Source organism: Nocardia sp. NPDC003963, from assembly GCF_053605105.1.
In genome coordinates this window covers 17,805-41,529 of record NZ_JBSGIP010000029.1, presented here as the reverse complement: position 1 = coordinate 41,529, position 23,725 = coordinate 17,805, and the positions used below count along the sequence as shown (strand labels likewise).

Annotated in this window: 22 protein-coding genes; 5 read left to right on the top strand and 17 right to left on the bottom strand. The window is 66.7% G+C overall.

Going from position 1 to position 23,725, the window contains the following annotated elements:
- Positions 1 to 83: 83 nt before the first annotated feature.
- The 6 genes from ACWEWT_RS28825 to ACWEWT_RS28800 form a co-directional block, all read right to left on the bottom strand.
- Positions 84 to 956 carry an anti-sigma factor gene (locus ACWEWT_RS28825; RefSeq protein WP_452563617.1) on the bottom strand — a complete coding sequence of 291 codons (873 nt, stop codon included), beginning with the start codon at positions 954 to 956 and terminating at the stop codon, positions 84 to 86.
- Entirely contained in the window at positions 949 to 1,608 is a 660-nt protein-coding gene (gene sigK / locus ACWEWT_RS28820) for an ECF RNA polymerase sigma factor SigK (RefSeq protein ID WP_452563615.1), read from the bottom strand. Before sigK ends, ACWEWT_RS28825 begins: the two co-directional genes overlap by 8 nt.
- Before the next feature lie 151 nt (positions 1,609 to 1,759).
- On the bottom strand, positions 1,760 to 2,413 hold the full coding sequence (locus ACWEWT_RS28815; protein WP_452563614.1) for a fasciclin domain-containing protein: 654 nt from the start codon (positions 2,411 to 2,413) through the stop codon (positions 1,760 to 1,762).
- A 183-nt stretch (positions 2,414 to 2,596) separates the two neighbouring features.
- The gene (lon, locus tag ACWEWT_RS28810; RefSeq protein ID WP_452563646.1) at positions 2,597 to 4,885 is read right to left on the bottom strand and encodes an endopeptidase La; all 2,289 of its coding nucleotides are present in this window, start codon (positions 4,883 to 4,885) and stop codon (positions 2,597 to 2,599) included.
- A 203-nt stretch (positions 4,886 to 5,088) separates the two neighbouring features.
- Complete coding sequence (locus ACWEWT_RS28805; RefSeq protein WP_452563612.1) at positions 5,089 to 6,807, bottom strand: thiamine pyrophosphate-binding protein; 1,719 nt, start codon at positions 6,805 to 6,807, stop codon at positions 5,089 to 5,091.
- On the bottom strand, positions 6,804 to 7,604 hold the full coding sequence (locus ACWEWT_RS28800; protein ID WP_452563610.1) for a cyclase family protein: 801 nt from the start codon (positions 7,602 to 7,604) through the stop codon (positions 6,804 to 6,806). Before ACWEWT_RS28800 ends, ACWEWT_RS28805 begins: the two co-directional genes overlap by 4 nt.
- Positions 7,605 to 7,737: 133 nt before the next feature.
- Between ACWEWT_RS28800 and ACWEWT_RS28795 the strand changes: the two genes are divergently transcribed.
- The 4 genes from ACWEWT_RS28795 (at position 7,738) to ACWEWT_RS28780 (ending at position 11,450) form a co-directional block, all read left to right on the top strand.
- A complete protein-coding gene (locus ACWEWT_RS28795) occupies positions 7,738 to 9,093 on the top strand; it encodes a hypothetical protein (RefSeq protein ID WP_452563609.1) in 1,356 nt (451 codons plus the stop codon).
- 134 nt (positions 9,094 to 9,227) lie between these two features.
- Positions 9,228 to 10,031 carry a TIGR03084 family metal-binding protein gene (locus ACWEWT_RS28790; protein WP_452563608.1) on the top strand — a complete coding sequence of 268 codons (804 nt, stop codon included), beginning with the start codon at positions 9,228 to 9,230 and terminating at the stop codon, positions 10,029 to 10,031.
- A gap of 366 nt (positions 10,032 to 10,397) precedes the next feature.
- A complete protein-coding gene (locus ACWEWT_RS28785; protein WP_452563606.1) occupies positions 10,398 to 10,871 on the top strand; it encodes an SRPBCC family protein in 474 nt (157 codons plus the stop codon).
- Between the two features lie 9 nt (positions 10,872 to 10,880).
- Positions 10,881 to 11,450: a ribonuclease H family protein gene (locus tag ACWEWT_RS28780; protein ID WP_452563604.1), complete on the top strand. Its 570-nt coding sequence runs from the start codon at positions 10,881 to 10,883 to the stop codon at positions 11,448 to 11,450.
- 376 nt (positions 11,451 to 11,826) lie between these two features.
- On the opposite strand, the gene ACWEWT_RS28775 is transcribed toward ACWEWT_RS28780, so the two are convergent.
- Together ACWEWT_RS28775 and ACWEWT_RS28770 are read right to left on the bottom strand one after the other, a co-directional pair.
- A complete protein-coding gene (locus ACWEWT_RS28775) occupies positions 11,827 to 12,297 on the bottom strand; it encodes an NUDIX hydrolase (RefSeq protein ID WP_452563602.1) in 471 nt (156 codons plus the stop codon).
- A gap of 4 nt (positions 12,298 to 12,301) precedes the next feature.
- Positions 12,302 to 12,826, bottom strand: coding sequence for a hypothetical protein (locus ACWEWT_RS28770; protein WP_452563600.1), 525 nt, complete (start codon positions 12,824 to 12,826; stop codon positions 12,302 to 12,304).
- Positions 12,827 to 13,419: 593 nt separating this feature from the next.
- Here ACWEWT_RS28770 and ACWEWT_RS28765 point away from each other — a divergent pair.
- Complete coding sequence (locus ACWEWT_RS28765) at positions 13,420 to 13,725, top strand: hypothetical protein (protein ID WP_452563598.1); 306 nt, start codon at positions 13,420 to 13,422, stop codon at positions 13,723 to 13,725.
- Positions 13,726 to 14,198: 473 nt separating this feature from the next.
- Here the strand turns inward: ACWEWT_RS28765 and ACWEWT_RS28760 are convergent, their stop codons facing one another.
- The 9 genes from ACWEWT_RS28760 to ACWEWT_RS28720 form a co-directional block, all read right to left on the bottom strand.
- Positions 14,199 to 14,879 carry a hypothetical protein gene (locus ACWEWT_RS28760; RefSeq protein ID WP_452563596.1) on the bottom strand — a complete coding sequence of 227 codons (681 nt, stop codon included), beginning with the start codon at positions 14,877 to 14,879 and terminating at the stop codon, positions 14,199 to 14,201.
- Between the two features lie 109 nt (positions 14,880 to 14,988).
- Positions 14,989 to 15,633 (bottom strand): hypothetical protein, encoded by a 645-nt coding sequence (locus tag ACWEWT_RS28755; protein WP_452563594.1) that lies wholly within the window; start codon positions 15,631 to 15,633, stop codon positions 14,989 to 14,991.
- A 39-nt stretch (positions 15,634 to 15,672) separates the two neighbouring features.
- Positions 15,673 to 16,557, bottom strand: a complete 885-nt coding sequence (locus tag ACWEWT_RS28750) for a hypothetical protein (RefSeq protein WP_452563592.1) — start codon at positions 16,555 to 16,557, stop codon at positions 15,673 to 15,675.
- A gap of 240 nt (positions 16,558 to 16,797) precedes the next feature.
- Positions 16,798 to 17,961, bottom strand: a complete 1,164-nt coding sequence (locus ACWEWT_RS28745; protein ID WP_452563590.1) for an MlaD family protein — start codon at positions 17,959 to 17,961, stop codon at positions 16,798 to 16,800.
- Positions 17,961 to 19,055 (bottom strand): MCE family protein, encoded by a 1,095-nt coding sequence (locus ACWEWT_RS28740; RefSeq protein WP_452563589.1) that lies wholly within the window; start codon positions 19,053 to 19,055, stop codon positions 17,961 to 17,963. The genes ACWEWT_RS28745 and ACWEWT_RS28740 overlap by 1 nt, the downstream gene beginning before the upstream one ends.
- Complete coding sequence (locus ACWEWT_RS28735; RefSeq protein ID WP_452563588.1) at positions 19,052 to 20,152, bottom strand: MCE family protein; 1,101 nt, start codon at positions 20,150 to 20,152, stop codon at positions 19,052 to 19,054. The genes ACWEWT_RS28740 and ACWEWT_RS28735 overlap by 4 nt, the downstream gene beginning before the upstream one ends.
- Positions 20,149 to 21,144 carry an MCE family protein gene (locus ACWEWT_RS28730; RefSeq protein ID WP_452563645.1) on the bottom strand — a complete coding sequence of 332 codons (996 nt, stop codon included), beginning with the start codon at positions 21,142 to 21,144 and terminating at the stop codon, positions 20,149 to 20,151. Before ACWEWT_RS28730 ends, ACWEWT_RS28735 begins: the two co-directional genes overlap by 4 nt.
- Positions 21,144 to 22,175 carry an MCE family protein gene (locus tag ACWEWT_RS28725; protein ID WP_452563587.1) on the bottom strand — a complete coding sequence of 344 codons (1,032 nt, stop codon included), beginning with the start codon at positions 22,173 to 22,175 and terminating at the stop codon, positions 21,144 to 21,146. The genes ACWEWT_RS28730 and ACWEWT_RS28725 overlap by 1 nt, the downstream gene beginning before the upstream one ends.
- Positions 22,172 to 23,725, bottom strand: a complete 1,554-nt coding sequence (locus tag ACWEWT_RS28720; RefSeq protein ID WP_452563585.1) for an MlaD family protein — start codon at positions 23,723 to 23,725, stop codon at positions 22,172 to 22,174. Before ACWEWT_RS28720 ends, ACWEWT_RS28725 begins: the two co-directional genes overlap by 4 nt.

The following is a 23,725-nucleotide window of genomic DNA, read 5'->3' as shown; positions in this document are numbered from 1 at the left end:
AACGCCGGAGTTCATCGGCCGTGCCCGCCCCGCGATCGAAGCCACGGAGCGGGCCGACCGGCTACGCCCGGTACCGGCGCGACTCAGCCCAGCGCGACCGCCACCAGTGGAGCGCTGGTGGGCGCGGGTGACCCGCCGTCGGGTTCCACTGTGATCGCCAGCTGATCCGAACCGGTGATCTCGGTGACGAACGGATCGCTCGCACCCGGAAGTTCGTCCATCACACCGGCCGAACGCGGGGTGCCGCTCGCATCGATCAGCCACATCTGATAGTCGCTGCCGGGCGGAGGCGCGGGCGTCGCGTCGAAGGATACGGTGGCCGCGCTCAACGAATCGGATACGTGGACGGTGAGAATACCGTCGGCGCCGATCCGGGTGCTGGTGATCCGGGCGTCCGGCTGGGCCAGCACGTCCTGCGCGGTCACCGACCCGGCCGGTTCGTCGCCACGTTGCGCGACCACGCCCACTCCGACCGCGATACCGATCGCGACCACTACCGCGGCCGCCGCCCCCAGCACTGTCCACCTGCGCGACAGTGCCCGCCTGTGGTCGCGGGCGCGGGCGAGCTCGTCGGTGGTTCCGGCGCCGGGCCCGGCTTCCGGAGCGGCCGGCGCGGTCCCGGTCGAGCCGATCGGCTCATCGGGCGGTGAATCGGTGCGGGCCGGCCGGCGTACCGCGGACCGGGCACCCGGCGTGTGCTCGAGGGACGCGAGAATCCGGGCCTCGACCCGGGCCGGGGGCATCTGGGCATCGAGAATCGACAGCACCGCCATCGCTTCCCGCACATCCCGGACGGTGTCTTCGAAAGCACGGACCGTCGCGGGATCGGCGGCGTGCAGACGCCGATCGATCTCCTGGCCCTCGGCGGCGGCCACCGCGTCGAGCGCGTACGGAACCGCCAGGTCGAGTAGGCCGCCGCCGTTCTCCGGCGGATCGGGTGGTGCGGTATCAGGCATCGGAGACAACCCCTGCCAGGCAGTTCTGGAGCCGCTTCAGACCGTCACGGATGCGGCTCTTGATCGTGGGTAGCGGAGACTCGAGGTGGTCGGCCACCTCGCGGTAGGTACGCCCGCTGTAGTAGGCGAGGGCGACCGCCTCACGCTGAGTGGAGGTCAGCACCTCGAGACAGTCGCGGACCGCCTGCTCGTCGAGGCGCTGATCCACCGTTTCGGAGACGATATCGTGATCGCGTCCCAGATGGGTGTGCCCGTAGACGATGTCTCTTCCGGTGGCCGACTCCTCGGCCCGGACCCGGTCGACAGCGCGCCGGTGGGTGATCATCATCAACCAGCCGATGGCACTCGACCGGGCCGGGTCGTAGCGCGCCGCCGCGGACCAGACCTGGAGATATACCTCCTGGGTGGCTTCCTCGGCGGCGGCCGGATTGCGCAGGATCCGCCGGGCCAGCCCGAATACGCGCGGACTGGTCTCCCGGTAGAACCGGGTGAACGCTTCCCGGTCGCCGTCGCCGGCCGCGAACAGCAGGTCGGCGAGTCGTCGTTGCGTGGCGCGGTCGTCGTACCCGTCGGTACGAACCGGGCAGGCCGCCGAATCGCCGGCCTCCGCATCGACCAACCGGATCGGGCCGGACCCCGGCCCCTTCGTCATGATCGCACCCTCGACTGCATGGCAAGGCGTTCGCCGCAGCCTTCGGCCGGGATGGGTCCGTTTCCCGGGTTGTTGTCCAGATCACCGTGCCGAACACAACGCATCATGGCGACAGTCTGGTGCACCCGCACCGGCCACGCACCGGAAACCGTCAGGCCGGTGGCATGAGGACCTGGTCGATCATGTACACCGTGGCGTTCGCGGTCTGCACTCCACCGCAGATTACCGAGGCGCCGCCGACCTCGATGTTCTCGCCGTCCCGGGTGACCTCGACGGTTCCGCCCTCGACCGTGGTGTGCTTCCCGGCGATATCGGCGGGCTCGATCCGGCCGGGCACGACGTGGTAGGTGAGGATCTTCGTCAACGTGGCGGAATCGGTCTTCAGACTCTCCAACGTCGCCGGATCGATCGCGGCGAACGCCGAATCGACCGGAGCGAAGACGGTGAATTCGCCGCCGTTGAGCGTATCGACCAGATTCACCTGCGGGTTGATCCCGCCCGATACCGCCTGGACCAGTGTCTTCAGCATCGGGTTGTTCGAGGCCGCCACCGCCACCGGGTCCTGCGCCATACCGCCGACCGAACCGGCCCCGTCGGGCACCTGGGCGGCGTAATCGGCACAACCGGGACCGACCGGGCCGGCGGCCGGATCGCCGGCGGCCGGGGATTCCGGATTCGCCATCGGACTGCTCGTGGCCGGGGCTGCGGAATCACTGGTCGCGTCGGTGGAACACGCAGTCGATCCCAGCAGCGCGGCGGTCGAAACGATCGCCGCCGTAAGCACAACACGTCGCATGCTCTTCATGGATTCTCATCACTTTCAGCCAGGACGACCCCTGTGCGGCCGCACCGCGAACATTGCCGGACGGAGTTCGCGTGGAACGGCGTCGCGGATGGGCCCGGGCCGGGATCGGCCGAAAGAAACCGCTGGATACGAAAAGGGCCGCGGCAGCCCTTCGGGGAGCTGCCGCGGCCCGTGACCGTGAAATCAGGCGCTGGCCGCCAGAGCGGGGCCGTCCAGGGCCGGTTCGCGCACCGGTTCGATGGCGTAGGCCAGGATCTCGCCGACATCGCCCACCGGTCGGACGTCGAGATCGGCCAGCACATCGGCGGGGACGTCGTCCAGATCCGGCTCGTTGCGGGCCGGGATGAACACCGTCTTCAGCCCTGCCCGTTGCGCGGCGAGCAGCTTCTGCTTCACCCCGCCGATCGGCAGCACCCGGCCGTTCAGCGTGACCTCGCCGGTCATTCCGACATCGGAGCGCACCGGGCGCCCCAGTGCCAGCGATACCAGCGCGGTGACCATGGTGACACCCGCGGACGGGCCGTCCTTGGGCACGGCTCCGGCGGGCACGTGGACGTGCAGATTGCCGTCGAGTACCGCCGATTCGATACCGATCTCGCCCAGATGCGACCGCACATAGGTCAGCGCGATCTGCGCCGATTCCTTCATGACATCGCCCAGCTGGCCGGTCAGTGTCAGGGCGCGTTCGCCCGCGGCGGTATTGGCCTCGATGTAGAGGACATCACCTCCGAGCCCGGTGACCGCGAGCCCGGTCGCCACCCCCGGCACAGCGGTACGTTCGGCCGAATCCGGAGTGAAGCGCGGTCGGCCGAGATAGTCCTTCAGATCGCCGATATCGATGGTCAGCGCCGCGTCGGCCCCGTCGACCTCCGACAGTCGCGTCGCCGCCTTCCGCAGTGCCTTGGCGATCAGCCGTTCCAGCTGCCGGACACCGGCTTCCCGGGTGTAGTCGGCCGCGATCTCGCGCAGCGCCGCATCGGTGACCTCGACCTCCGCCGCGGTGAGCGCATTGCGTTCCAGCTGCCGGGGCAGCAGGAAGTCGCGGGCGATGGCGACCTTGTCGTCCTCGGTGTACCCGTCGACGGTGATCACTTCCATCCGGTCCAGCAGCGGGCCGGGGATGGTGTCCATGACATTGGCCGTGGCCAGGAACAGCACATCGGACAGGTCCAGGTCCATATCCAGATAGTGATCGCGGAAGGTGTGGTTCTGGGCGGGATCGAGCACTTCGAGCAGGGCCGCCGCGGGATCGCCGCGGAAATCCGATCCGATCTTGTCGACCTCGTCCAGCAGCACGACCGGGTTCATCGATCCGGCTTCCTTGATCGCCCGCACGATCCGGCCGGGCATGGCGCCCACGTAGGTGCGCCGGTGTCCACGGATCTCCGCTTCGTCGCGCACCCCGCCCAGGGCGACCCGCACGAATTCACGGCCCAGAGCCCGGGCGACCGATTCACCCAGCGAGGTCTTGCCGACCCCGGGCGGACCCGCGAGGACCAGCACCGCGCCGGACCCTCGTCCACCCACGACCTCCAGGCCGCGTTGCGCGCGCCGCGCCCGGACGGCCAGGTACTCGACCATCCGGTCCTTCACCTCGTCCAGGCCGTGGTGGTCGGCGTCGAGCACAGCCCGGGCCGCCGCCACATCGGTGGAATCGGTGGTCTTCACCTGCCACGGCAGTTCCAGGACGGTATCCAGCCAGGTCCGGATCCAGCCGCTCTCGGGGCTCTGATCGCTGGACCGTTCCAGCCGGTCGACCTCGCGCAGTGCCGTTTCACGCACCTTGTCGGGCAGTTCGGCCTGCTCCACCCGGGTGCGGTAGTCGTCCGCGCCGTCCGGTTCGTCTTCGCCCAATTCCTTACGGATGGCGTTGAGCTGTTGGCGCAGCAGGAATTCGCGCTGGCTCTTCTCCATGTTCTCGCGGACCTCGTCACCGATCTTCTCGGTGACCTCGGCCTCGGCGATATGGGCCCGGGTCCAGTCGATCAGCAAGTTCAGCCGCTGGGCCACATCAGGGGTCTCGAGCAGTTCGCGTTTCTGCTCATCGGTGAGATACGCGGCGTAGCCGGCGGTATCGGCGATGGCGGACGGATCGGTGAGCTGGTTGAACGCATCGACCATCTGCCACGCCTCGCGACGCTGCAGGACCGATACGACGAGTTTCTTGTACTCGTCGGCCAGTTCACGTGTGCGACCGTCGGCGGCGGGGGTCTCGACCGGTTCGGCCTCCACCCACAGCGCGGCGCCGGGGCCGGTGACGCCGTGCCCGATCTTCGCGCGCCGTTCCGCTTTGAGGACCGCGGCCGCCGCGCCGCCACGCATCCGGCCGATCTGTTCGACCGTGGCGATCACGCCGTAGGCGGCGTACCCCTCGGTCAGGCGCGGGGCCAGCAGTACGGTCCCGGTCTTCGCGGCCTGTGCTGCGTCGATCGCCGCCTGCGCGGATTCGTCCAGTTCGATCGGCACGACCATCCCGGGGAGCACGATGGGATCGGTCAGGAACAGCACCGGAAGATTCAGTGGTGTAGTCACGAACACAACCTCCAATACTTGAGCTACTCCCACTCAACTTCACCGGTATCGCCTTTGTTCCACCTCGTACCAGTGTTCGCCCACGGCGGATTTCCGGACCGGGAAAGCCCTGGTAGAAGCGATTCGATGGAGAGTCGGCGGGCTCAGTGGCCGGCGAACGCCTCAGCGAGCCACCACGCGCCACCGTCACTGGTGATCTTCGCGTCGATCACCAGCGGCCCGGCCCGACCCGTACTCCGGTAGTCCGCGACCCAGTCGCGTACCGCGGCGAGATCAGCGGCGGATCGGACGGTGACCCCGGTGGCCCCGAAACCGCGCGCGACGGCAGCGATATCGGTTTCCGGGAAGGTGACCGTCCCGTGGTCGGCATCACCGAAATGATGGACTTCGGCGCCGTAGGCGGAATCGTTGTAGACGATCACCACCAGCGGGAGCGCACAGCGCACAGCGGTTTCCAGTTCGGAGACCGCCATCAGGAACCCGCCGTCGCCGGCACCGAGTACGGGCAGCCGATCGGGCCGCGCGAAGGCCGCGCCGATGGCGGTGCCGAGCCCCAGCCCGATCGACTGGAACGCCTGGGTGAAACAGAATCCGTTCTCGTCGGGCACCGACAGATGCGTGGCGGGATAGCCCATGAAATTCCCGGAGTCGATCGAGACGATCCGCTGCGCGGGCAGAATCTCGTCCAGCGCGATCGTCAGCGCCCGGGGATCGATTCGGTCGCCGGGCGCCGCCTCCGCCACCGGCACGTCCTGCCAGCGGCCGGAACGCGCGATCCGGGCCGCGACCTCCGCCGTGCGGTAACCGACCACCCGCTCCGCGCCGGTTCGCCGCCACTCGTCGAGTACGTCCCGTGCGGTCGGTTCGCAGTCACCGAGTACCCCGAAGGCCACCGGGCGATGCGCACCGATGGCATCGATATCGTCGTCGACCTGCACGACCGTGGTATCCGCGCCGATCAGCCGCCCGTGCCGCATGGTCCACATATTCAACGCGCAACCCCAGCCGACGACGAGATCGGCGCCGGCGATCAGATCGGCGGTGGTCGGCGACGAGAAGCCGCCGGAGATACCGAGCGCGAACCGGTCACCGGCGAAGAGTCCGTTCGCGACGGCCGAGGTGGCGAGCAACGCTCCGCAGGTCTCGGCGAGGGCGGCGATCGCGGGACCGGCATGACGCGCTCCCCGCCCCGCGACGAACACCGGCGTACGAGCCCGGCGCAGTGCCTCGGCCAGCTGCACCACCGCCGCGGCCCCGGGCCGGACCCGCTCCGGTGCCGCCGGTACCGCAACCGGCCCGGTCGCGGTACCGGGACCGGCCGCGATATCGATCGCCACGTCGAGGACCACCGTGCGGCGCCGGGTCAGGGCTGTCCGGAACGCCCGGGTCACATCGGCGACCGCGGTCTGCGCCGAGTACACCCGCTCACTCACGGCACCCACACTGCGGGCCAGGGCTTCCTGATCGACCCGGAAATTGGACCGCAACGCCGCCGCCGGGCTGTCCGCGGCCAGCACGATCATCGGCGTACGGCTCTTGGCGGCCTCGCCGATACCGGTCATGGCGTTGGTGAGCCCGCAGCCCTGGTGCAGCGTGAGCACCCCGACCCGGCCCGACATCCGCGTGTAGGCGTCGGCCATACTCGCCGCGCCGCCTTCGTGCCGGGCCGCCGTGAACGGGACGCCGCCTCGGCGCAGCGCGTTGGTCATCACGAAATTGCCGCTGCCCACGACACCGAAACAGTGCCCGACGCCCAGATCGGCCAGCACCCCGCCGACTACATCGGCGACAGACGGTCCGTAGCCGGACTGTTCCGCAGCCGGGGACGCCGGCGCGTATTCCGGCGAACCACCGGAGGTCATGCCGCGCCGTCCCGATCGAGCACCGCCAGTACCCGGGACGGGCTCCCGGTGCCGCCGACGATCGGCAGCGGGCTCACCACCAGCATCGCGCCCACGGCCGGCAGCCGGCCGAGGTTGCGCAGCGAGGTGAGTCCGTATTTGTCGTTGCCGAGGAAATAGTGGTGCACCGGGAACGCGGGATCGAAACCACCGGCCAGACCGGCGTCGACCCCGACGGTTTCGACCCCGAGCCCGGTGATGTCGCGCTCGGTCGCCAGCCAGCGCGCACAGTCGACCGCCACCCCGGGCGTATGGGAACCGGTGTCGTCGGCATTCAGGAATTCGGCCTCGGAACCGCCGCGGGCCGCCCAGCCGGTACGCAGCAGCAGCCAGGTCCCCGCGGTCAACCGGCCGTACTCCCGCTCCCATTCCTCGATATGAGCGATCGTGAGCAGATGATCCGGATCGGCGGCGACCGCGGCGGTCAGGTCCAGGACCGCGGCCGGTCCGATCAGTCGGCGCACCGGGATCTGCGAGACATCGTCCCCGTCCCGCCCGGTGACCCAGTGGACCGGAGCGTCGAGATGGGTGCCGATATGTTCCCCGGTGTGGATATTGTTGTGCCGCCAGAACGGGCCCGGCTCGTTGTAGGCACTGACTTCCTCGAGACTGAAATCGATCAGATTCGCGAACGGTTCCGGCAGGCGCAGGGCCGGTGTCGAACTGCTCAGCGGAGTGGTCAGATCGATCACTTCCAGTCGCCCGCCGGCGAGGGCGTCGAGGAAGGCGGGGAGTACCGAGGTCTCGGGGTTGCTCATGTCGGCACCCTATTCCGGATTTCCGCGCCGCGGCATACCTGCGTGATGGGCCGGGAAGCCCTGATTGACACCCGGGACGGCCCGGTGACAATGTGATCATCTCGAATACCGATCCGGCCAAGGGGAGCGCGCGATGATCACACTCTCGTCCGGAGTGTTGATCAATTGGGAAGAACTCACCGGCCAGAGCAAGTTCGTCGTCGATCTGATCAGTTTTCCGATATTCAGCGCGGCCGCCGGTTGGCTCACCAACTGGACCGGCGTGCTCATGCTGTTCTGGCCGCTGCTGTTCCGCGGTATCCGGATTCCCGGCCTCGACGTGCTGTATCCGTATCTACCGCGGCGAGTGCAGGTACTGCCGACCTTTTCCGGGGACGGGTCCCGCCTGGGTTTCCAGGGTTTCATTCCGGCGCGCGCCGAGAAGATGGCGAGTATCTGCGTCGACAAAGCACTGCTGCGGATCGGCAGCCCCCGGGATTTCATCCACGAACTGGACCTCGACGGTATCGCCGACTATGTGGCCGCGCTGGCCCGCAAACAGGTGAAGAGCATCGTCGACGAGGTCATGAACCGGGAGAACCCCGAACTGTGGAATGCCGTACCCCGCGCGATGCGGCAACTGATCTACCAGCGGGTGGAACGGGAATTACCGGAACTCACGAGCCGGGCGTTCGATTCGCTCGGTGACAACGTCGATCAGCTCATCGACGTGAAAGGTTTCGTGATCCGGTATCTCCAGGAGAATCCGGAGATCCTCAAGGACCTCACCACCACCATCGCGGCACCGGAACTGAAATTCATGGTGCGGATCGGTCTGCTCGGCGCCCCGTTCGGCCTGCTGCTCGCCCTGTACCTGCACATCCACTCCGATATCCCGGTCTGGGGCTGGGTTCCCTCCTGGGTGATCGTGCTGGCCGCGTCGGCCCTCATCGGCGTCGTGGTGAACATCATCGCGGTACGGGTCGTGTTCACCCCGGGTGATCCACAACCCCGGTACAAGTACATCTGGAAACAGGCGTTGCTGGCGAAACGGCAGCCGCAGGCGGCCACCGATCTGGCACATATCCTCGCCTATCAGGTGCTGACCCTGCCCAATCTGTCCAACGAGTTGCTCAACGGCCCCAACGGTGACAAGACCCGGCTGCTGCTCGAACAGCTCATCTCCGACGAGATCCACCGGCAGCTCGGCCGCACGACCTCGGTGGTGCGGGCCGCGTTCGGGCGGCAGCAGTTCGACAATCTGAAGGTCGGCGCGGCGGGGGCGGCAGTGGGGCTGGCGCCCGCGCTGGTGGAGGACGCCGATTTCATCCGGGAGCAGGCCGAGAACATCGATGAGTTCGCGGCCCGCAAATTGCAGTTGCTGACCCCCGGCGAGTTCATGGAGATGTTCTACGCCTCGGTCGAGCAGGACGCCTGGTTGCTGTACCTGCACGGCGCCGCGCTCGGCCTGATGGTCGGTGCCACGCATCTGCTCCTCTTCGGCTGGTAGAGACCCGGCCGCTACCTATCGGCCGTGGCGCGCTCATGCGGCCGCCAAATCAAGCAAGCGTGCTTGTATTTTTCTCGGACCGCTGGAATGCTGAACCGCGCACGATGCCGTGCGCGACGGAGGTGAGGGAACCGATGGCCGATCTGGACGCGCTACTGCGCGACCTCGCTGCCGAGAGCGCCGACCTGGAGAGCCTGGTCGCCGACCTACCCGGGCCGGACTGGGCCCGGCCCACCCCCGCGACAGGGTGGACCATCGCCCATCAGATCGGGCATCTCGCCTGGACCGACGAGGTGGCCGGCCTGGCCGCCACCGACGCGCGGACCGGCGGTACCGCCTTCTCCGACCTCCTGACCGAGGCCGCCGCCCGGGTGACGACCTTCGTGGACGACGCCGCCGCGGCGGCCGCCGCCGTACCGCCACCGGAACTGCTCGAGCGGTGGCGGCGCGGCCGGGCCGCACTCGCCGCCGCACTCCGCGCGGTACCCGGGGACGCGAAAGTGCCCTGGTTCGGACCGCCCATGCGGCCGGGGTCGATGGTCACCGCCCGGCTCATGGAGACCTGGGCGCACGGCCAGGATGTCGCCGATACGCTCGGGATCCGCCGTGCGGCGACCGATCGATTGCGTTCGGTCGCGCATATCGGTGTCCGGACCCGGAATTTCGCGTACGCCGTCCGGGAGCTACCCGCTCCGGCTGCGGAGTTCCGGATAGAGCTGCGTGCGCCGTCGGGCGCCCTGTGGTCGTGGGGCCCCGAGGACGCGCTCGAACGGGTCACCGGGCCGGCCCTGGATTTCTGCCTGCTGGTCACCCAGCGCCGGCATCCCGATGATCTGGCACTGCGCACAACGGGCGCGGAGGCCGCACGGTGGCTGACGATCGCCCAGGCCTTCGCCGGGCCGCCGGGCAGCGGCCGCGAGCCGGTCCGGCAGGGCTGAACGGGAGCCGGCGAGCGTCACACCAGGTTCCCGCGACAGCCGGACATCGTTGGCCGGATGGGCACTCACGGCAGTCGAGTACGGCGCTCGCCGGCGGGTGATAGGTACCCTCCGCACCGGTGCCGAAACCCGGAACCGGTCACAGATGGGACACCCGGCTCGACAAGATCGGCGACGCTGTGACACTCGTCTCGAGTGTCGAGGCGCCTTGTTCTCGCCCGTTCGGCTCCTACCTGCCCTGATACGCTCGCCCGATGTTTCGGCCCTGTGTCACATATAGTGTCCAGCGGCTATCGGATCTCCAACTGCCCGAAATAAACCGGAAAACTATAGTACTTTTATCGGGCAGCCGTGGAGGGAGGGCCCGTGGGCTTCATCAAATACGCGAGCGACGTAACGGCGCCGATCACCGTTGCCTTCGCCTATGCCGACAACCCCCTGTCCATCCCGAACTGGATGGTAGGTGCCACCGAGATCACCCGGCGCGGCGATCCCGAACGCGGCCTCGGCGCGATGTACGAGATCAGATACCGGTTCGGTCCCTGGCGCCCCGTAATCCGCTGCGAGATCACCGAACACCGCCAGGACGCGGTGCTGGGTTATCTCCTGACCAGCGGTCTCGTCACCGCCCGGCTGACCCTGCGTTTCGACCCGCTCGGCCGCGGCCGTTCGGTGCTGACCTCCGAGCTCGACAGTCCCAGCTCCCGCGGGCTCACCGCGATTCTGCGCGACCGCCCGCGCGACGCACTGCTACGCCGCGCGCTGCGGCGCAGCGAATCGCGATTGCGCAGGGCGATAGAGGAATTCCACGGTACCGATCTTGTCGGCCGACTTGCGTAGGGTACATCCATGATCATCGTGAGTACCGACGGATCGTGTCTGCGAAATCCCGGCGGAGCGATCGGTTGGGCGTGGGTGGACCACGCGGGCGGCGCGGAGAGCGGTGGCGCGGCATCGGGTACCAACCAGATCGCCGAACTACGTGCCGTACTGGAGGCGGTACAGGCCCATCCGGGGTCGGATCCGCTGCTGATCGAAAGCGATTCGCTCTACGCCATCAAATGCGCGTCCGAATGGCTGCCCAACTGGCGCAACAACGGTTGGCGCACCTCGAGCGGATCCGCGGTCAAGAACGTCGAGATCATCCGGCAGATAGACCACGCCATCGCGGGGCGGCCCGGCCCGGTGCGCTTTCGCTGGGTGCGCGGCCATGTCGGTAACTATTTCAACGAGCAGGCCGATGCACTGGCCGGGGCTGCCGCGCGCAAGGCCGCGGCTACCGCCGCACCGGCGGCCCGAACAGTGACCATGGCCGCTCCGGCGGCCCCCGAAACCTCCGCAGCAGCAGGGAAGGCTGCGGAACCGGCGGTTCCGACCGCCGACTACGCGACAACAGCGCAGGCGCTCCACCTGTTCTGAATCCGGCCGGGATGGGAGCGCCCGCGCTGTTGTCGCCGTAGTCTTCGTATTGCGATACCACCCGAATAGCCTCCGGCGGTGGTGGCTCGACCCACCGCCGGAGGCGCCCGGGACTCGTAAATGAGTGCATAACAGGTGATATACCAAATCGACATCACCACAAATCAGCCTGAACCATGGGCAGTTGTGCCCAAAATGTGCCCACGGGAGCCCTGACCGATAGCCGAAGAACTCCGGCGAGGACCATCTTTCCGACGTCGGAAAGATGGTCGGCCGGGTACTCGGTGGTGAGTGCCCCGGCAGTTGCGGTTATGAGCACTGCGGCTGGCCTATTCGCGGAACATCGCGACGGTGAGCCCGGTCGGCACGAATGTGTTCAGCCGAGGTACGGCGCGGACCGCCCTTCCAGATAGTGCGCCAGCCTGAGTCGCTGGGTGTGGTGCATGTCGAGGCTGTCCAGTTCGCCGGGGGCTACGAAGCGTAGTTCCGTGGACTCATCGGAGATAGCCAGTTCGCCGCCGACGACACGGGCGAGGAAGCACACGTTGAACTGGCGGCGGACCTCGCCGCCGCTGTAGGCGATGATGTGGCGGGGGTCGGTGTAGGTCCCGACGAGTCCGGTGATTTCGATGTCCAGCCCGGTTTCTTCCTTGACCTCTCGCACAGCGCAGCCGGGAAGACTGTCGGTCATCTCCATCCCACCGCCGGGCAGCGCCCATAGGCCGCTGTCGGCGCGCCGCTGCAACAGGACGCGGCCGTTGTCGTCGCACACCACGGCGGAAGCCGCGACGACCAGACTGTTCGGCTCGGGTGCGGTGGGGTCGTCGTAGAACTCGGTGCGTACCATCGGCTTACCCTTCCAACGGTCGGCCGGTCTGCCAGACTGCCTCGAAACTCGAGGCGTATGTGTCGAACAGGCCACCACCGACAGTACGGCGCAGATGCCAGACGGGCGCGCCGTAGGCGTTCACGCCCCATACGTGGGCATTGACCAGCATTTCCTCGTCGGCGCGGAAGATGCTGTTGTAGAGCGTCGTGGCATGGGTCCGCAGCTCGATGCCCGGCGTTGCTTGCAGCGCTCGATAGTGCATCGAGGCGAGACGGCAGCGGGATTCGATGCCGTGCCCGAACTTCTCTTCCCTGCCCCGTTGTTGGACGATGGCGCTATCGGCATCACCTACGGCTATGCGAATCGAACAACCCACCTCGGCCCGTTCGATCAGTAGATCATTGAGGCGGGGGTATGCCTCGTGCAGGAAGACAGCCGCATAGACCAGGATGTCGATGTGGTGGCGCGCGGACGCGAACGCGTTGACGAACATCGACGCCGGAACGTCGGCCCGTTGGTCGTACAGGGCGACGAGTTCGGGACTCACAGCGCGAGTCGTACGTGCCTGCCGGAGGGCGGGCCACAGTGCGTGCACGTCTTCACCCAAGGTTTCCGCGGCAAGGATTGCGGTGCGGCGGCGGGGAACTCGACCGAGATTCACCCATCGCTCAACCGATTTCGGATCTACGCCTGCCGCCTCGGCCAAACTGGCGTGAGTCCATCCGCCGACACCCATTGCGGTGCGCAACCTCTCATTCCGCATAGGGACGTTCTACACCAGCCGAGACGTCCCGAAATGGGAAACGTACAAGGTTCCACCGTCCCCCTGATCAACGAGACGCTGATTCCAGCCCCACCGCCGGGATGATGCCCCGACTTCCCCGGCGGGGGGTGCTATCCACACAGCGGCAGGTCGGGGATACAGGGGTATGTAGTGGTCGGGAAATGGCTTACCGATTCGCGGACATTGCGCCGCGTGGCCGCGGGACTGAGGCGGCTGGAGATCTGTCCGGCGCCTTGCAAGTGGACGGACCCGTTACGCGGCCGGCCTCATGCCCTGCACGTCATGGCGATCCACGCTGGGCATCGATGCCCCCGATTCTCCATGGCCGCCGCGTATCTCGAGACGGTGAACTGATCATGACCCCACCACAGCGAGCAATCGCGTTGATCCGCATAGACGTAGCAGGGGACGGTTCGGACGTACACAAGGTCGCAGAGCATCACGGGTACCGGGTCGTGCACACGCTCTATCTCGATACCGGGCCGCGGATATCGGCAATGATCGTGGCCGGCGCTGTCATGGAACACGGCGTGACGGCCGTGGTGGTGCAGTCCTTCGAGCATGCCGATACGGTGCGGCACATAATCACCGAGAACGCCGCTCTGCTCACGCCGGTATGCAGCTACCCGCGGGGGCACCGGTGGCCGTTGGTGGGGCTGTGATCGCGGATATCGCCCTGGCCGCCCTTGTGATCGGTTTGACTGGGCTCACCGTGGCGCTGTTCGTGGTGTAGACGATCGTTCCGGTTTCAGTCACAGCATCACTGTGATCTGTGCTGGCGCTGACCGGATGCCGAGGCCCCGAAAGGGTCGGCACGTGACGAGGAGTCGGTCGATAGCGGGCTCGTTACGCCACCTCAGGAGATCTCGGAACGGGTGCACGACTGAATATTCGGATCTATCTGTTCCCCGAATCGCGCGAATGGAATCCGTGCCGAACAGCTGAAGACCTGGAGTCTGCTGTCAAGCCACTCCGAACTCGGCAGCAGCCTCGCACTCGATGATGCTGGGTTCTCCGGCCAGTTCTCCGACAACTACACGGTGTCTACCCTCGGTGGTTGCCAGACCCACCGCCTGAGGCGCCCGGGCCAGAATTCCGGACGCCCACTGGGTGCTCGGCCTGCCCGCAGAACCTTTCAGACCGGCGGCAGGTCCCGCCGGTACGGCGGATCTGCCGAGAGTTCGGTCTCTTCGGCGTCCAGCAACGGATCGGCGCATATCGTGGCGATGAGGTCCGCGCTCCCGCCGATACCGGTCCAGGGCAGATCTATCTCCGTGGCCACGAACCAGTTCCGGTCCGCCGGCCAGATGAGGTTCGGGCTGTTGATGGGTCGCGGCCATTCCGGCATCAGGTCCGCGGCACCCCACTGCCCGGCTTCGCCCAGCGGGCCGCGGAACAGCAGATAATCCCGGGCGGGGATGCGGAGGCGCGGACCGTCGAGCACTTCGGGTGGGAAAGCCGCCGGGACAGGCGGAACCGGGACGTATCCGGCGGGATCGGTGCTCGCGACCGCGAATGCGCCACCGCCGTGTATATCGCCGAAGCCGTCCCAGAGCGCGAAGAAACAGTCGCCGGAACTCCGGGTGTGCTCGGCGAGAATACCGACAAGCCGTTTCAGGACCTGCGGATCGAGGTCGCCTTCGCGCTGATCGATCGGGTCCGGATCATCGGCGTCCGACCCGGACCGCGGTGGATGGAACAGCCGTGCGTAACGAGCGAATCCGCTCGGCCCCAGTGCCGACACCTGGGTCCACGGCTCCTCGCGATCGGTGAACCATTTCGCCACCGAGACATCGGGTTCGAATCGCAACGGCATGCGCACAGCCTATTCCGGCGGCCACGGCCGGACGTCGATCATCCGGGGGGCGAAACAGGTGAGCGACCCTGCCGGATCCGGCAGGGTCGCTCACCTGATGTCACAGGGGTCAGTTGCCCGGCGCCGGAGCGGGCTGTCCGCCCTCCGGCGCGGCCGGCGCGGGTCCCGCCGGCGCGGGTCCCGCCGGTGCCTGTGCCGCGCCCTGGCCACCGAGGCCGCCCAGCATCGCCAGCTCCCACTGGTTCACGATCCAGCGGTCGCCGTCCTTCTCCATATTCGCGACCACCGCGATGTCCTGGCGTTTGGGCTCGGGAGTCACCGAATTCGTCTTCATGAGACCGATATTGACCAGGACCTTCGCGGTCTTCTCGTCACCGGACTGGAAGCCACAGGTCACATCGTCGACCCAGGATTTCACTTTGGACTCGGTGAGCAACTGGCGCATCACATCCCAGTTCTGCTCCAGCGAGGACACCACATTGTCGGTGGCGCCGTCCTTCATCGCCTGCAGGAACCCGTCCAGATCACCCTGATAGTCATAGGTATTGGTCGCGCGGGCGAAATCGCAGGCCGCGCTGGTGGACTGGTCCTGTGCGGCCAGCTCGGCCCGGTTCTGCTGGAACGCACGGAAGTACACGACTCCGGCGGCGACCAGCGCCACCAGCACCACACCCGCCACGAAGGCGGCCACCACCGGCAGCAGTCCGGACTTGTCGTCGTTGCCCGGTGTCGCCGCGGTCTCCTTCTCAGCCATAGCTTCGAGTCCTCACTTCTGTTCGTCTCGCGGCTGCAACTACTGCTGCATCATCGGTGTGTCGAAGTCGGCGACCAGCCAGGTGCCGTCGACTTTCTGCATGGAGACATCGGCCGCCACCTTGACCTGCCCCGGCCCCTGCTCCTGCGGTACGTTCACGGTCGTGAACTGCTGGTCGATGACCAGGACCACGCGGGCCTCGTCACCGGATCCGGACTCGTAGCCGCACTGCACGCTGAGGGCGCTGGAGCTGACCTGCGATTGCGCGAACCGGGTCTTCAGGTCGGGGCCGATCTGGGATACCAGATCCTTCCACTCACCGGTGGCGGACCGGTCCAGGCGCTGCAGGTAGTCGTCGACCTCTTTCCCCGTGTAGGTGGAGAAGGTATTCCCGAAATCGCAGGCGGCCTTGGTCGCCGCGGCGCGACGGTCCAGTTCGTCCTGCTCGTTCCCGGCCAGGAAGAAGAAGACCCCGACCGCGACCAGTGCGGCGACCAGCACGACCGCGGCACCGATCAACGCGGGCAGCGGGAACGGTGAGCGGCGGCCGGGCGATTTCCCGGAGTCGGTGGTCGCGGCGGCGCCGGACTTCTTCCCGGCCCCCGGAATCTTCTCGGTGGCCGCGTCCGGCTGCTGCTCGGTATCGGCCTTCCCGGCGGATTCGCCGGCATCCGATTTGCTCAGGGCGACCGTGGCGCCGGAATCCACCTTCTCCGTATCGGCGGTGGTGGTATCGGCCGCGGCCGTCGCCGCGGCCTTGTCGATCTGCACGGTCGCGTCGTCGCCCACCGCGTCCGTATCCACCGCGGGCGCCGATTTCGTGGCGTCTTCGGCCGATTCGGCGGCGGCCTTCCCGGCCTCGCCGGTGGCCGCCGGATCACCGGTGTCCGCCGCACCGGAATCGGCCTTATCACTGCTGCTCACAGCGTCTTTCTCATCGCTCCCGGAAGTGGCGTGCTCAGCCGCGGCGTCCGCTGGCACACCGGTGCCTTCCGGCTCCGAGGCGTCGGAGACGGGTTTTTCTGAGGACATCTGTACTGTTCACACCTTTCCGGCGCGGCTGGAAACGCGCCGTGATCTACCGGTCGGTAACGACCGCCGGGTGTGGCGGGCATCTCTGCGAGAGTATGCACCGTCGCACCCGGCGCCGGACGACCGGTCCTTCTACCGCACGGGCGGCAGCGTACGTTCGTTCGGGTCCACCCCGGGCGGAATGGTCGCGCCGTTGTTCGGGATGTTCGGTCGCGGTGCGTTCACCGCGCCACGGATCTGCTCACCCGGTCCCGGGCTGTCGCAGTAGTTCCACATCGGCAGGGTGCCGTCCTGCACCACCTGGGTCTTCACCGGAGTGGACTGGTACTGGCAGTACGGCCGGAACCAGATATCGAGGATGGTGTGGAACTCGTTGTCGTGGGCGGGTACACCGAGCGCCGCGCCGCCGAGCTCGAGCGCCGGGAACAACGCCGCCAGTGCGGGCGTGCGCAGCTGCGCCGCCCGGGTGAGGGCGAGGAAGTTGCCGGCGAGCGCGGTGATCGGATCGCTGGTGCTGTCCAAGGTCGCCGTGACGGCCGCGAACTGTCCCGGAGCCTGGTCGAGCACATTGATCAGTTCGGCGTTGGCCTTGTTGAACTGATCGAACAGCACCCGCGAATTGGCGGTCAGCGTACCCAGGTCCGGCTGTGCCTGTGAGGTGGTGGACGCGATGGTACGCAGGTTGGTGATCAGATTCGTGGTCTGCGGCAGCAGCGAATCCATCCCCGCCGTCACCAGACTGACCCCTTCGATCAGCGAACGCAGCTGGTCGGGTCCGCCGCTGAGCGCGGTATCGAGCTCGTTCAGGATCACCGCGAAATGTTCCGGGTTCACCTGGGCGATGAGATCGCTGGAGTTCTCCAGTACCGACGACACCGGGACCGGAGTGCTCACGCGCTCCGGATCGAAGTCGATCTCCGAACCATCGGTCAGGAACGGGCCCTGATCGGTGGCGGGCCGGAAATCGATGTACTGCTCACCGGCACCGGACAGCGCCTGCACCGCGACCGCGGTATCCACCGGAATGTCGTACCGCGAATCGATCTCGGCCCGCGCCTGGATCCCAGCGCCGTCACCGACGAGTTCGAGATTGCTCACCTCGCCCACGCGGTAGCCGCGCAGGGTGACATCGTTACCGGGTTGCAGACCGCCCGAACGGTCGAGGTTCACGGTGACGGTGTAGGTGCTGCGCAGCGGATTGACCCGCATGACGTCGATCAGCAGATAGGTGCCACCGATCAGGAGTGCCAGGACCAGACCTATATTCGACAGCAGGATCTTGTTCTTGGACAACATCACTGGCCTCCTACGCGGAACTGCACGACCTGGAGGATCTGGATCAGGCTGCCCGCGAAGTCCTGCAGATCGCGCACATCGTAGAAGTGGCTGGTGCCGGGCGCGGTCAGCATCGCGATATCGAGGTTGGTGACGTTGACCTGGGCGGCCAGGCTGCTGCCGCGGAAGGTGGCGTTCACCGGCCCCTTCAGATCGTGCAGGGCATCCAGCAGTGCGCCGAAGTTGTCTCCGGTCGCCGCGAGCGCCGCCATCAGATTGTTCAGATTGTCCAGCGTGCCGGCCAGATCTCCACCGGTGGTGTCGGCGTAGTCACCGAGCGCGGCGCTGGTGGTGGCGATCTTGCCGAGCAGGTCGCCGAGTGCCCGGTTGTTCTCGGCGATCGCGCCGATCATATCCGGTAGGGTGTCGGCCACCTGCCCGAGCTCGGTCCGCCGGGTGTCGAGCGTATCGGCCAGTACGTTGAATTCACCTAGCACACTGTCGATCCGGTCCGAGTTGGCGTTGACACTCGACACCACACCGGTGATCTCGTTGACCAGATGCACGAGCTGATCACTGCGTCCACCGACAATGGAGTCCAGTTCGGTGCCCAGGCGGGTCAGATGCGCGATACCACCGCCGTTGAACATCAGCGATACCGACAGCAGCAGTTCCTCCACTGTCGCACCGGCCGAAGTCTTGTCGATGGGCAGCGTATCGCCGTCGGTGAGTAGTCGGCTGTCCTGTTCGGTGGGCGGTTTGGACACCGCGATGAACACATCGCCGAGCGGGGTGGCCTGGCGGAGTTCGGCGGTGGTGCCGACCGGGAGGTCGATATCCTTGCGGATCTGCATATCGACGATGGCCTGGAAGTTCTTGGTTTCGATATTGGTGACGACACCGACATCGGAACCACCGATCTTGACCTTGGCCTGATCGGGCAGGTTCAGCGCGTTCTCGAATACCGCTTTCAGCGTGAAGGTGTCACCGCCGATTCCGGGTTTCGGCAGCGGTATGTCCTCCACGTTCAGACCGCATCCGGAGGCCAGCACCACCGTCCCGGCCGCCACGAGGGCGGCCATGGCGCGGCGGGCTCGGCGGATCGTTCGCATCATTTCGTCAGTCCCAGCAGTGCGGCGGTGAGTCCGAAGTCCGGTCCGAAATCTTCGGGCCGGCCGGTGCGGCAGCCGTCGGACTTCATCTGTATCCGTTCGCAGAACAGGCTGATGAGCTCGCCGTTCGCGAGGTTCGTGCCGATCAGCGCGTGCAGCCGGACGTAGCCCTGTTCGTAGTTCATCGACCGGTGGATGCTCTGCAGCAGCATCGGTGCGACGTCGACCACCTCGGTGACGCCGTGCGCGTTCGCCCGCAACTGGTCGATCACGCCGTTCATCTTGGTCAGCGTGTCCACCAGCTGATCCTGATGAGTCGCGAACACCGAACTGGTGTTGTTCAGGAAGTCGTAGAGCTGCTGGAGCGTGGCCTGCAGGCCGGGTGCCTGCTCGGCCAGCATGGTGGTCATCTGGGTGGCCTGATTGCTGAAATCGCGGACCGACTGATCGTTCTCGGCCAGCATCGTGGTCAGCTCGTTGAGCTTGATGATGATGTTCGAGATGTGGTCCTTGTTGTCGACACCGACCTTCAGCGCACTCGACAGCGCGTTGAGGGTGTCGCGCATCTTCGCGCCCTGGCCGTTGAGCATCGGGTAGAGCACCCGGCCCGACAGCGGCCCGATCCCCTCCTGGCCTTCCTGGGGTTTGAGTGCGTCGGCGAATTTGTCGATGGTCTTGAGCATCGTGTCCAGCTCCACCGGAACGTCGGTACGCTCCAGCGGCAGGTGGTCGCCGTCCTGGAGAGTGTCGCCCTCGACGTAGCGCGGGGTCATCTCGATATGCCGGTCGGTGACGATGGAGGGTGAGACCACCACCGCCATGGCGTCCTTCGGGATCTCCACATCACCGTCGATGGTCATATGGACCTCGACCAGATCGCCGTGCGGCACGATCTTGTCGACCTTGCCGACTTCGAGTCCGAGCACGGTGATCGGGTTGCCCTCGAACATGCCGGCGATGTTCTCGAAATCGGCGGTGATCTCGAGATCGCCGCCGGTCACGCTGTTCACCACCGAGCAGCTACCGAGCGCCACCGCCGATACCCCGATGACCAACGCCTGGGCGGCGCGTTTCACGATCCCGATCTTGTTCATGATCATCCCTGGCACCCTTCGGCGACTTGGGCGAAGCACAACCAGTTGTCCGGGAACAGCCACGGAATACCGACCTCGGCGTAGTTGCCGTTACCCCAGGCATTGGCCAGGTACCGGACCGACGGCGGCATGATCGACAGCAGCCGATCCAGGTTGTCCTTGTTCTTCTGCAGACCCGTCGCCATAGTGTTCAGCTGGTCGAGCGTATTGCCGAACTGGTTGTTGTTCTGTGCTCCGATCGCCTGCAACTGCGCGGTCAGCGTGGCCACATTGTCGAGCAGAGTCCGCAGCAGTTGCTGGCGTTCCACCACCCGCGAGGCGATGGCCTCGCCCTGGGTGATGATCAGCAGTGTGCTGTTGCGGTTGTCGGCCAGGATGGTGGTCACCCGGTCGAGATCCTTGAGCAGCTGCGCGACATCGTCTTTGCGGTTGTCGATCACCTTGGCCAGCGCGCCGATACTGTCCAGCGACTGCACGACCAGCTCCGGCGAACCCTGCAACTGCTCGTTGAACAGGTTCAGCGATTCGGCGAGCTTGCCGGGATCGAGTTCCTGGAACTCCGGGGTGCCCTTGGTGACCACATCGGCGAGATCGTAGGGGACCGCGGTGTTGGTCTTCGGGATCCGGTCGTCGGGCAGGCCCGAACCGTCACCGGGATCCAGATCCACATAGCGGGCACCGAGCAGGGTCGCCATCTTGATGGAGGCCCGCGCGTCGGGGCCGAGCTTCACATCGTTGTCGACCTGGAGGGTCAGCAGGACATGATCGCCCTCGAGTTCGGCGGCGGATACGCGACCCACCGGAACACCGGCGACGTCGACCTTGTCACCGACGGTGATACCGGCGGACTGGACGAACTCCGCCTCGATGGACTGCTCACCGATTCCGAGGTTGCGGAATCCGCTAGAGGCCAGGACCAGCACACCCACGACGATGACGCCGATGATGCCGAGGCCGAAGTAGCGATTGTTGTTGAACCAGGTCTTGAGTTTGGTCATCATGGCCGGCACACCGCCGATTGCGAGTTTCCACCGATCTGGGAGAAGAGGCCGCGCGGGAAGAGAACACCGTAGAGCGATACATCCAGCCGGCAGATATAGGCGTTGGCGTACGCGCCTTCGGAGGTGAAGCGGCCCGCGTCGGCGAGGATGGACGGCAGGTCGATCGCGGCCTGATCCAGTTTGGCGCCGTTGGCCAGGAACAGGGTCAAAGCGTCACGTGTCGAATTCTGTACCGCGTCCAGCTTCGGCTGGATATTGCCCACCATGCCGACGAGGGCGGTGGTCGCGCCCGCGATCTGTTCGGTCGAGCCGAGCAGTTGCTGTCCCTGCTCGTACAGCCCGCCGATCAGCGCCCGCGTCTGGGTTATCAGCGTCTCCAATTCGTCCCCTCGTTTGGCCAGGCCGGCCATCACGCCACTGAGGTTGGTGATCACATCACTGAGGATGGCGTCGCGCCGCTGGAAATCGGTGGCCATGGTGGCTGCCTGCGTAATGAACGAGCTCAAGGACACCCGGTCGCCCTGCAGGGCGAGGATGAAGGTCTCCGAGAGCCGGTTCACCTGCGCGGGTTCGAGCACCTCGAACAGCGGCTGGAATCCGTTGAGCAGCGCCGAGATATCGAAGGAGGGCTCGGTGCGGTCGACGGGAATATTGCCGTCATCCGGCAGCTGGGACGCGTCCCCGCCGGAGCCCGGCGCCAGCGCGACATAGCGCTGACCGATCAGGTTCTGGTAGCGGACCAGCGCCTTGGTGTTGCCGAACAGGGTCTGGTCGTCCTGGACGATGAAGCTGACCTTGGCGTTGTGGTCGTCGGTCAGCTCGATCTTCTCGACCTTGCCGACCCGCACGCCCGCCATCCGGACATCGTCGCCCTCGCGTAGCCCCAGTACATCGGTGAAAACCGCGGAATACGATTTCGTACCACCGTCGACCGTGCGGGCCAGCGTGTTCCACACCAGCACGGTCACCAGCACCGAGACCACTGCGAACAGGCCGAACCCGATCAGCGGTTTACGAACTCCCCTCACGAGGCGGCCTCCTCGGTCACGCGCAGGGTTCCGCCCTCCAGAATCGAACTCAGCATCAGGTACTCCATCGAGGACGGCTTCCGGCCGAGCAGAGTCGTCACGGCGGCGTCGCCCTCGTAGGTGATCGGTGCGGCCGCGGGCACAACGCCGGTGCCCGGGGCGGTGCCGCTGTCCGCGGCCGGCGCGGGTGCACCCGGAGTGGCCGGCGGGTTCTGCGGCTGTTCACCGGGCTGCGCGGCGGGTGCCGGAGCCGGCGCGCCGGGCAGCCCCGGAAGCTGCGGCAACCCCTGCGGGAAAAGCCCTTCCAGCGGCGTACCGGCGAACGGGTTGTTGGCCTGCGCCTGGGTCGGGGCGGGCGCCCCGGCCTGCGTGGTGACCCCCGGGATCTCCGGTAGGCCGGGCAGCGGCGGCATGATCGGCAGACCGTCGGCGGCCGGCAGCCGACGCGGTTTCACCTGCTCGGGCAGGTACCCGGGATCGGCGACCGCCGGCGCGGTACCACAGCTCGGACCGGCCAGCTCGCCGTAGCGCGGGCAGTCCGCCACGGTGTTGGGGTTGAACGGGGTGAAGGTGACGCCCGCGTTCCAGACCATCTGACGCTGCGGCCCCCAGGTGAACACCGTGTTCAGCTTGCGCGAGGAACTGTTCAGATTGCTGATCGCGTTGGTGATCGAGGACGGGTTCGCGGCCAGCGCACCGAAGGTCTGGTTCATGCCGACGGTGAGTTCCTTGCCGACATTCGGGTTACGGGCGAACAGATCGTTGATCTGGTCGGCCATACTGCTGGCACCGGTGATCACGTTCACCAGTTCCGCACGCCGGTCGGCGATCGTACTCGCGGTCTGTACCGACGAGGCCAGTACATCCATCAGTTCCGGTGCCGACTCGTTGAGCGCGTGCGCCGATCCCGACAGATCGCCGAGGAAGACACCGAGATCCGGGATCGACTCGTCGACCGAGGTGACCCACCGGTCGAGCCGTTCGATGGTCGAACCGGGGACCCGGCCGCTGCCGTCCAGCGCGTAGGACAGGGTGCCGAGCACCCGGCCGAACTGGATCGGATCGATGGCGTCGAGGATGTTCTGCACCGTGGTCAGCGTGTCCTGCAGGGCGATGGTGCCCTGGCTGCGGTCTTCCTCGATGACCGAACCTTCGTCGAGGTGGTCGGCGTTGGGCCCGTTGTAGACCAGCTCGACCGAGGTGACGGCGAACAGGTTGCTGGGCACCACGCGAGCGGTGACCGTGGCCGGGATGCCGTCGGCGAACTCGGGCTTCAGATCGATGTTCACCTGCTGCAGCTCGCCCTGGGCGGCGACCGAGACATTCTTGACCGCACCGACCAGCACCCCGCGGAACTTGACGTCCGCCTCTTCGGGGAGTCCGTCACCGGTGGTGGTGAGGTTGGCCGTAACCTTCACTTTCTCCACGAAATAGCCCTGGTATCGGGCCATCAGGAAGCCGAGCACGATCGCGAAGACGATCAGGCCGCAGACGCCCGCGATGAGCAACTGCTTCATCGTGGGCCCGCGCCCACTGGGATCGATGATCAT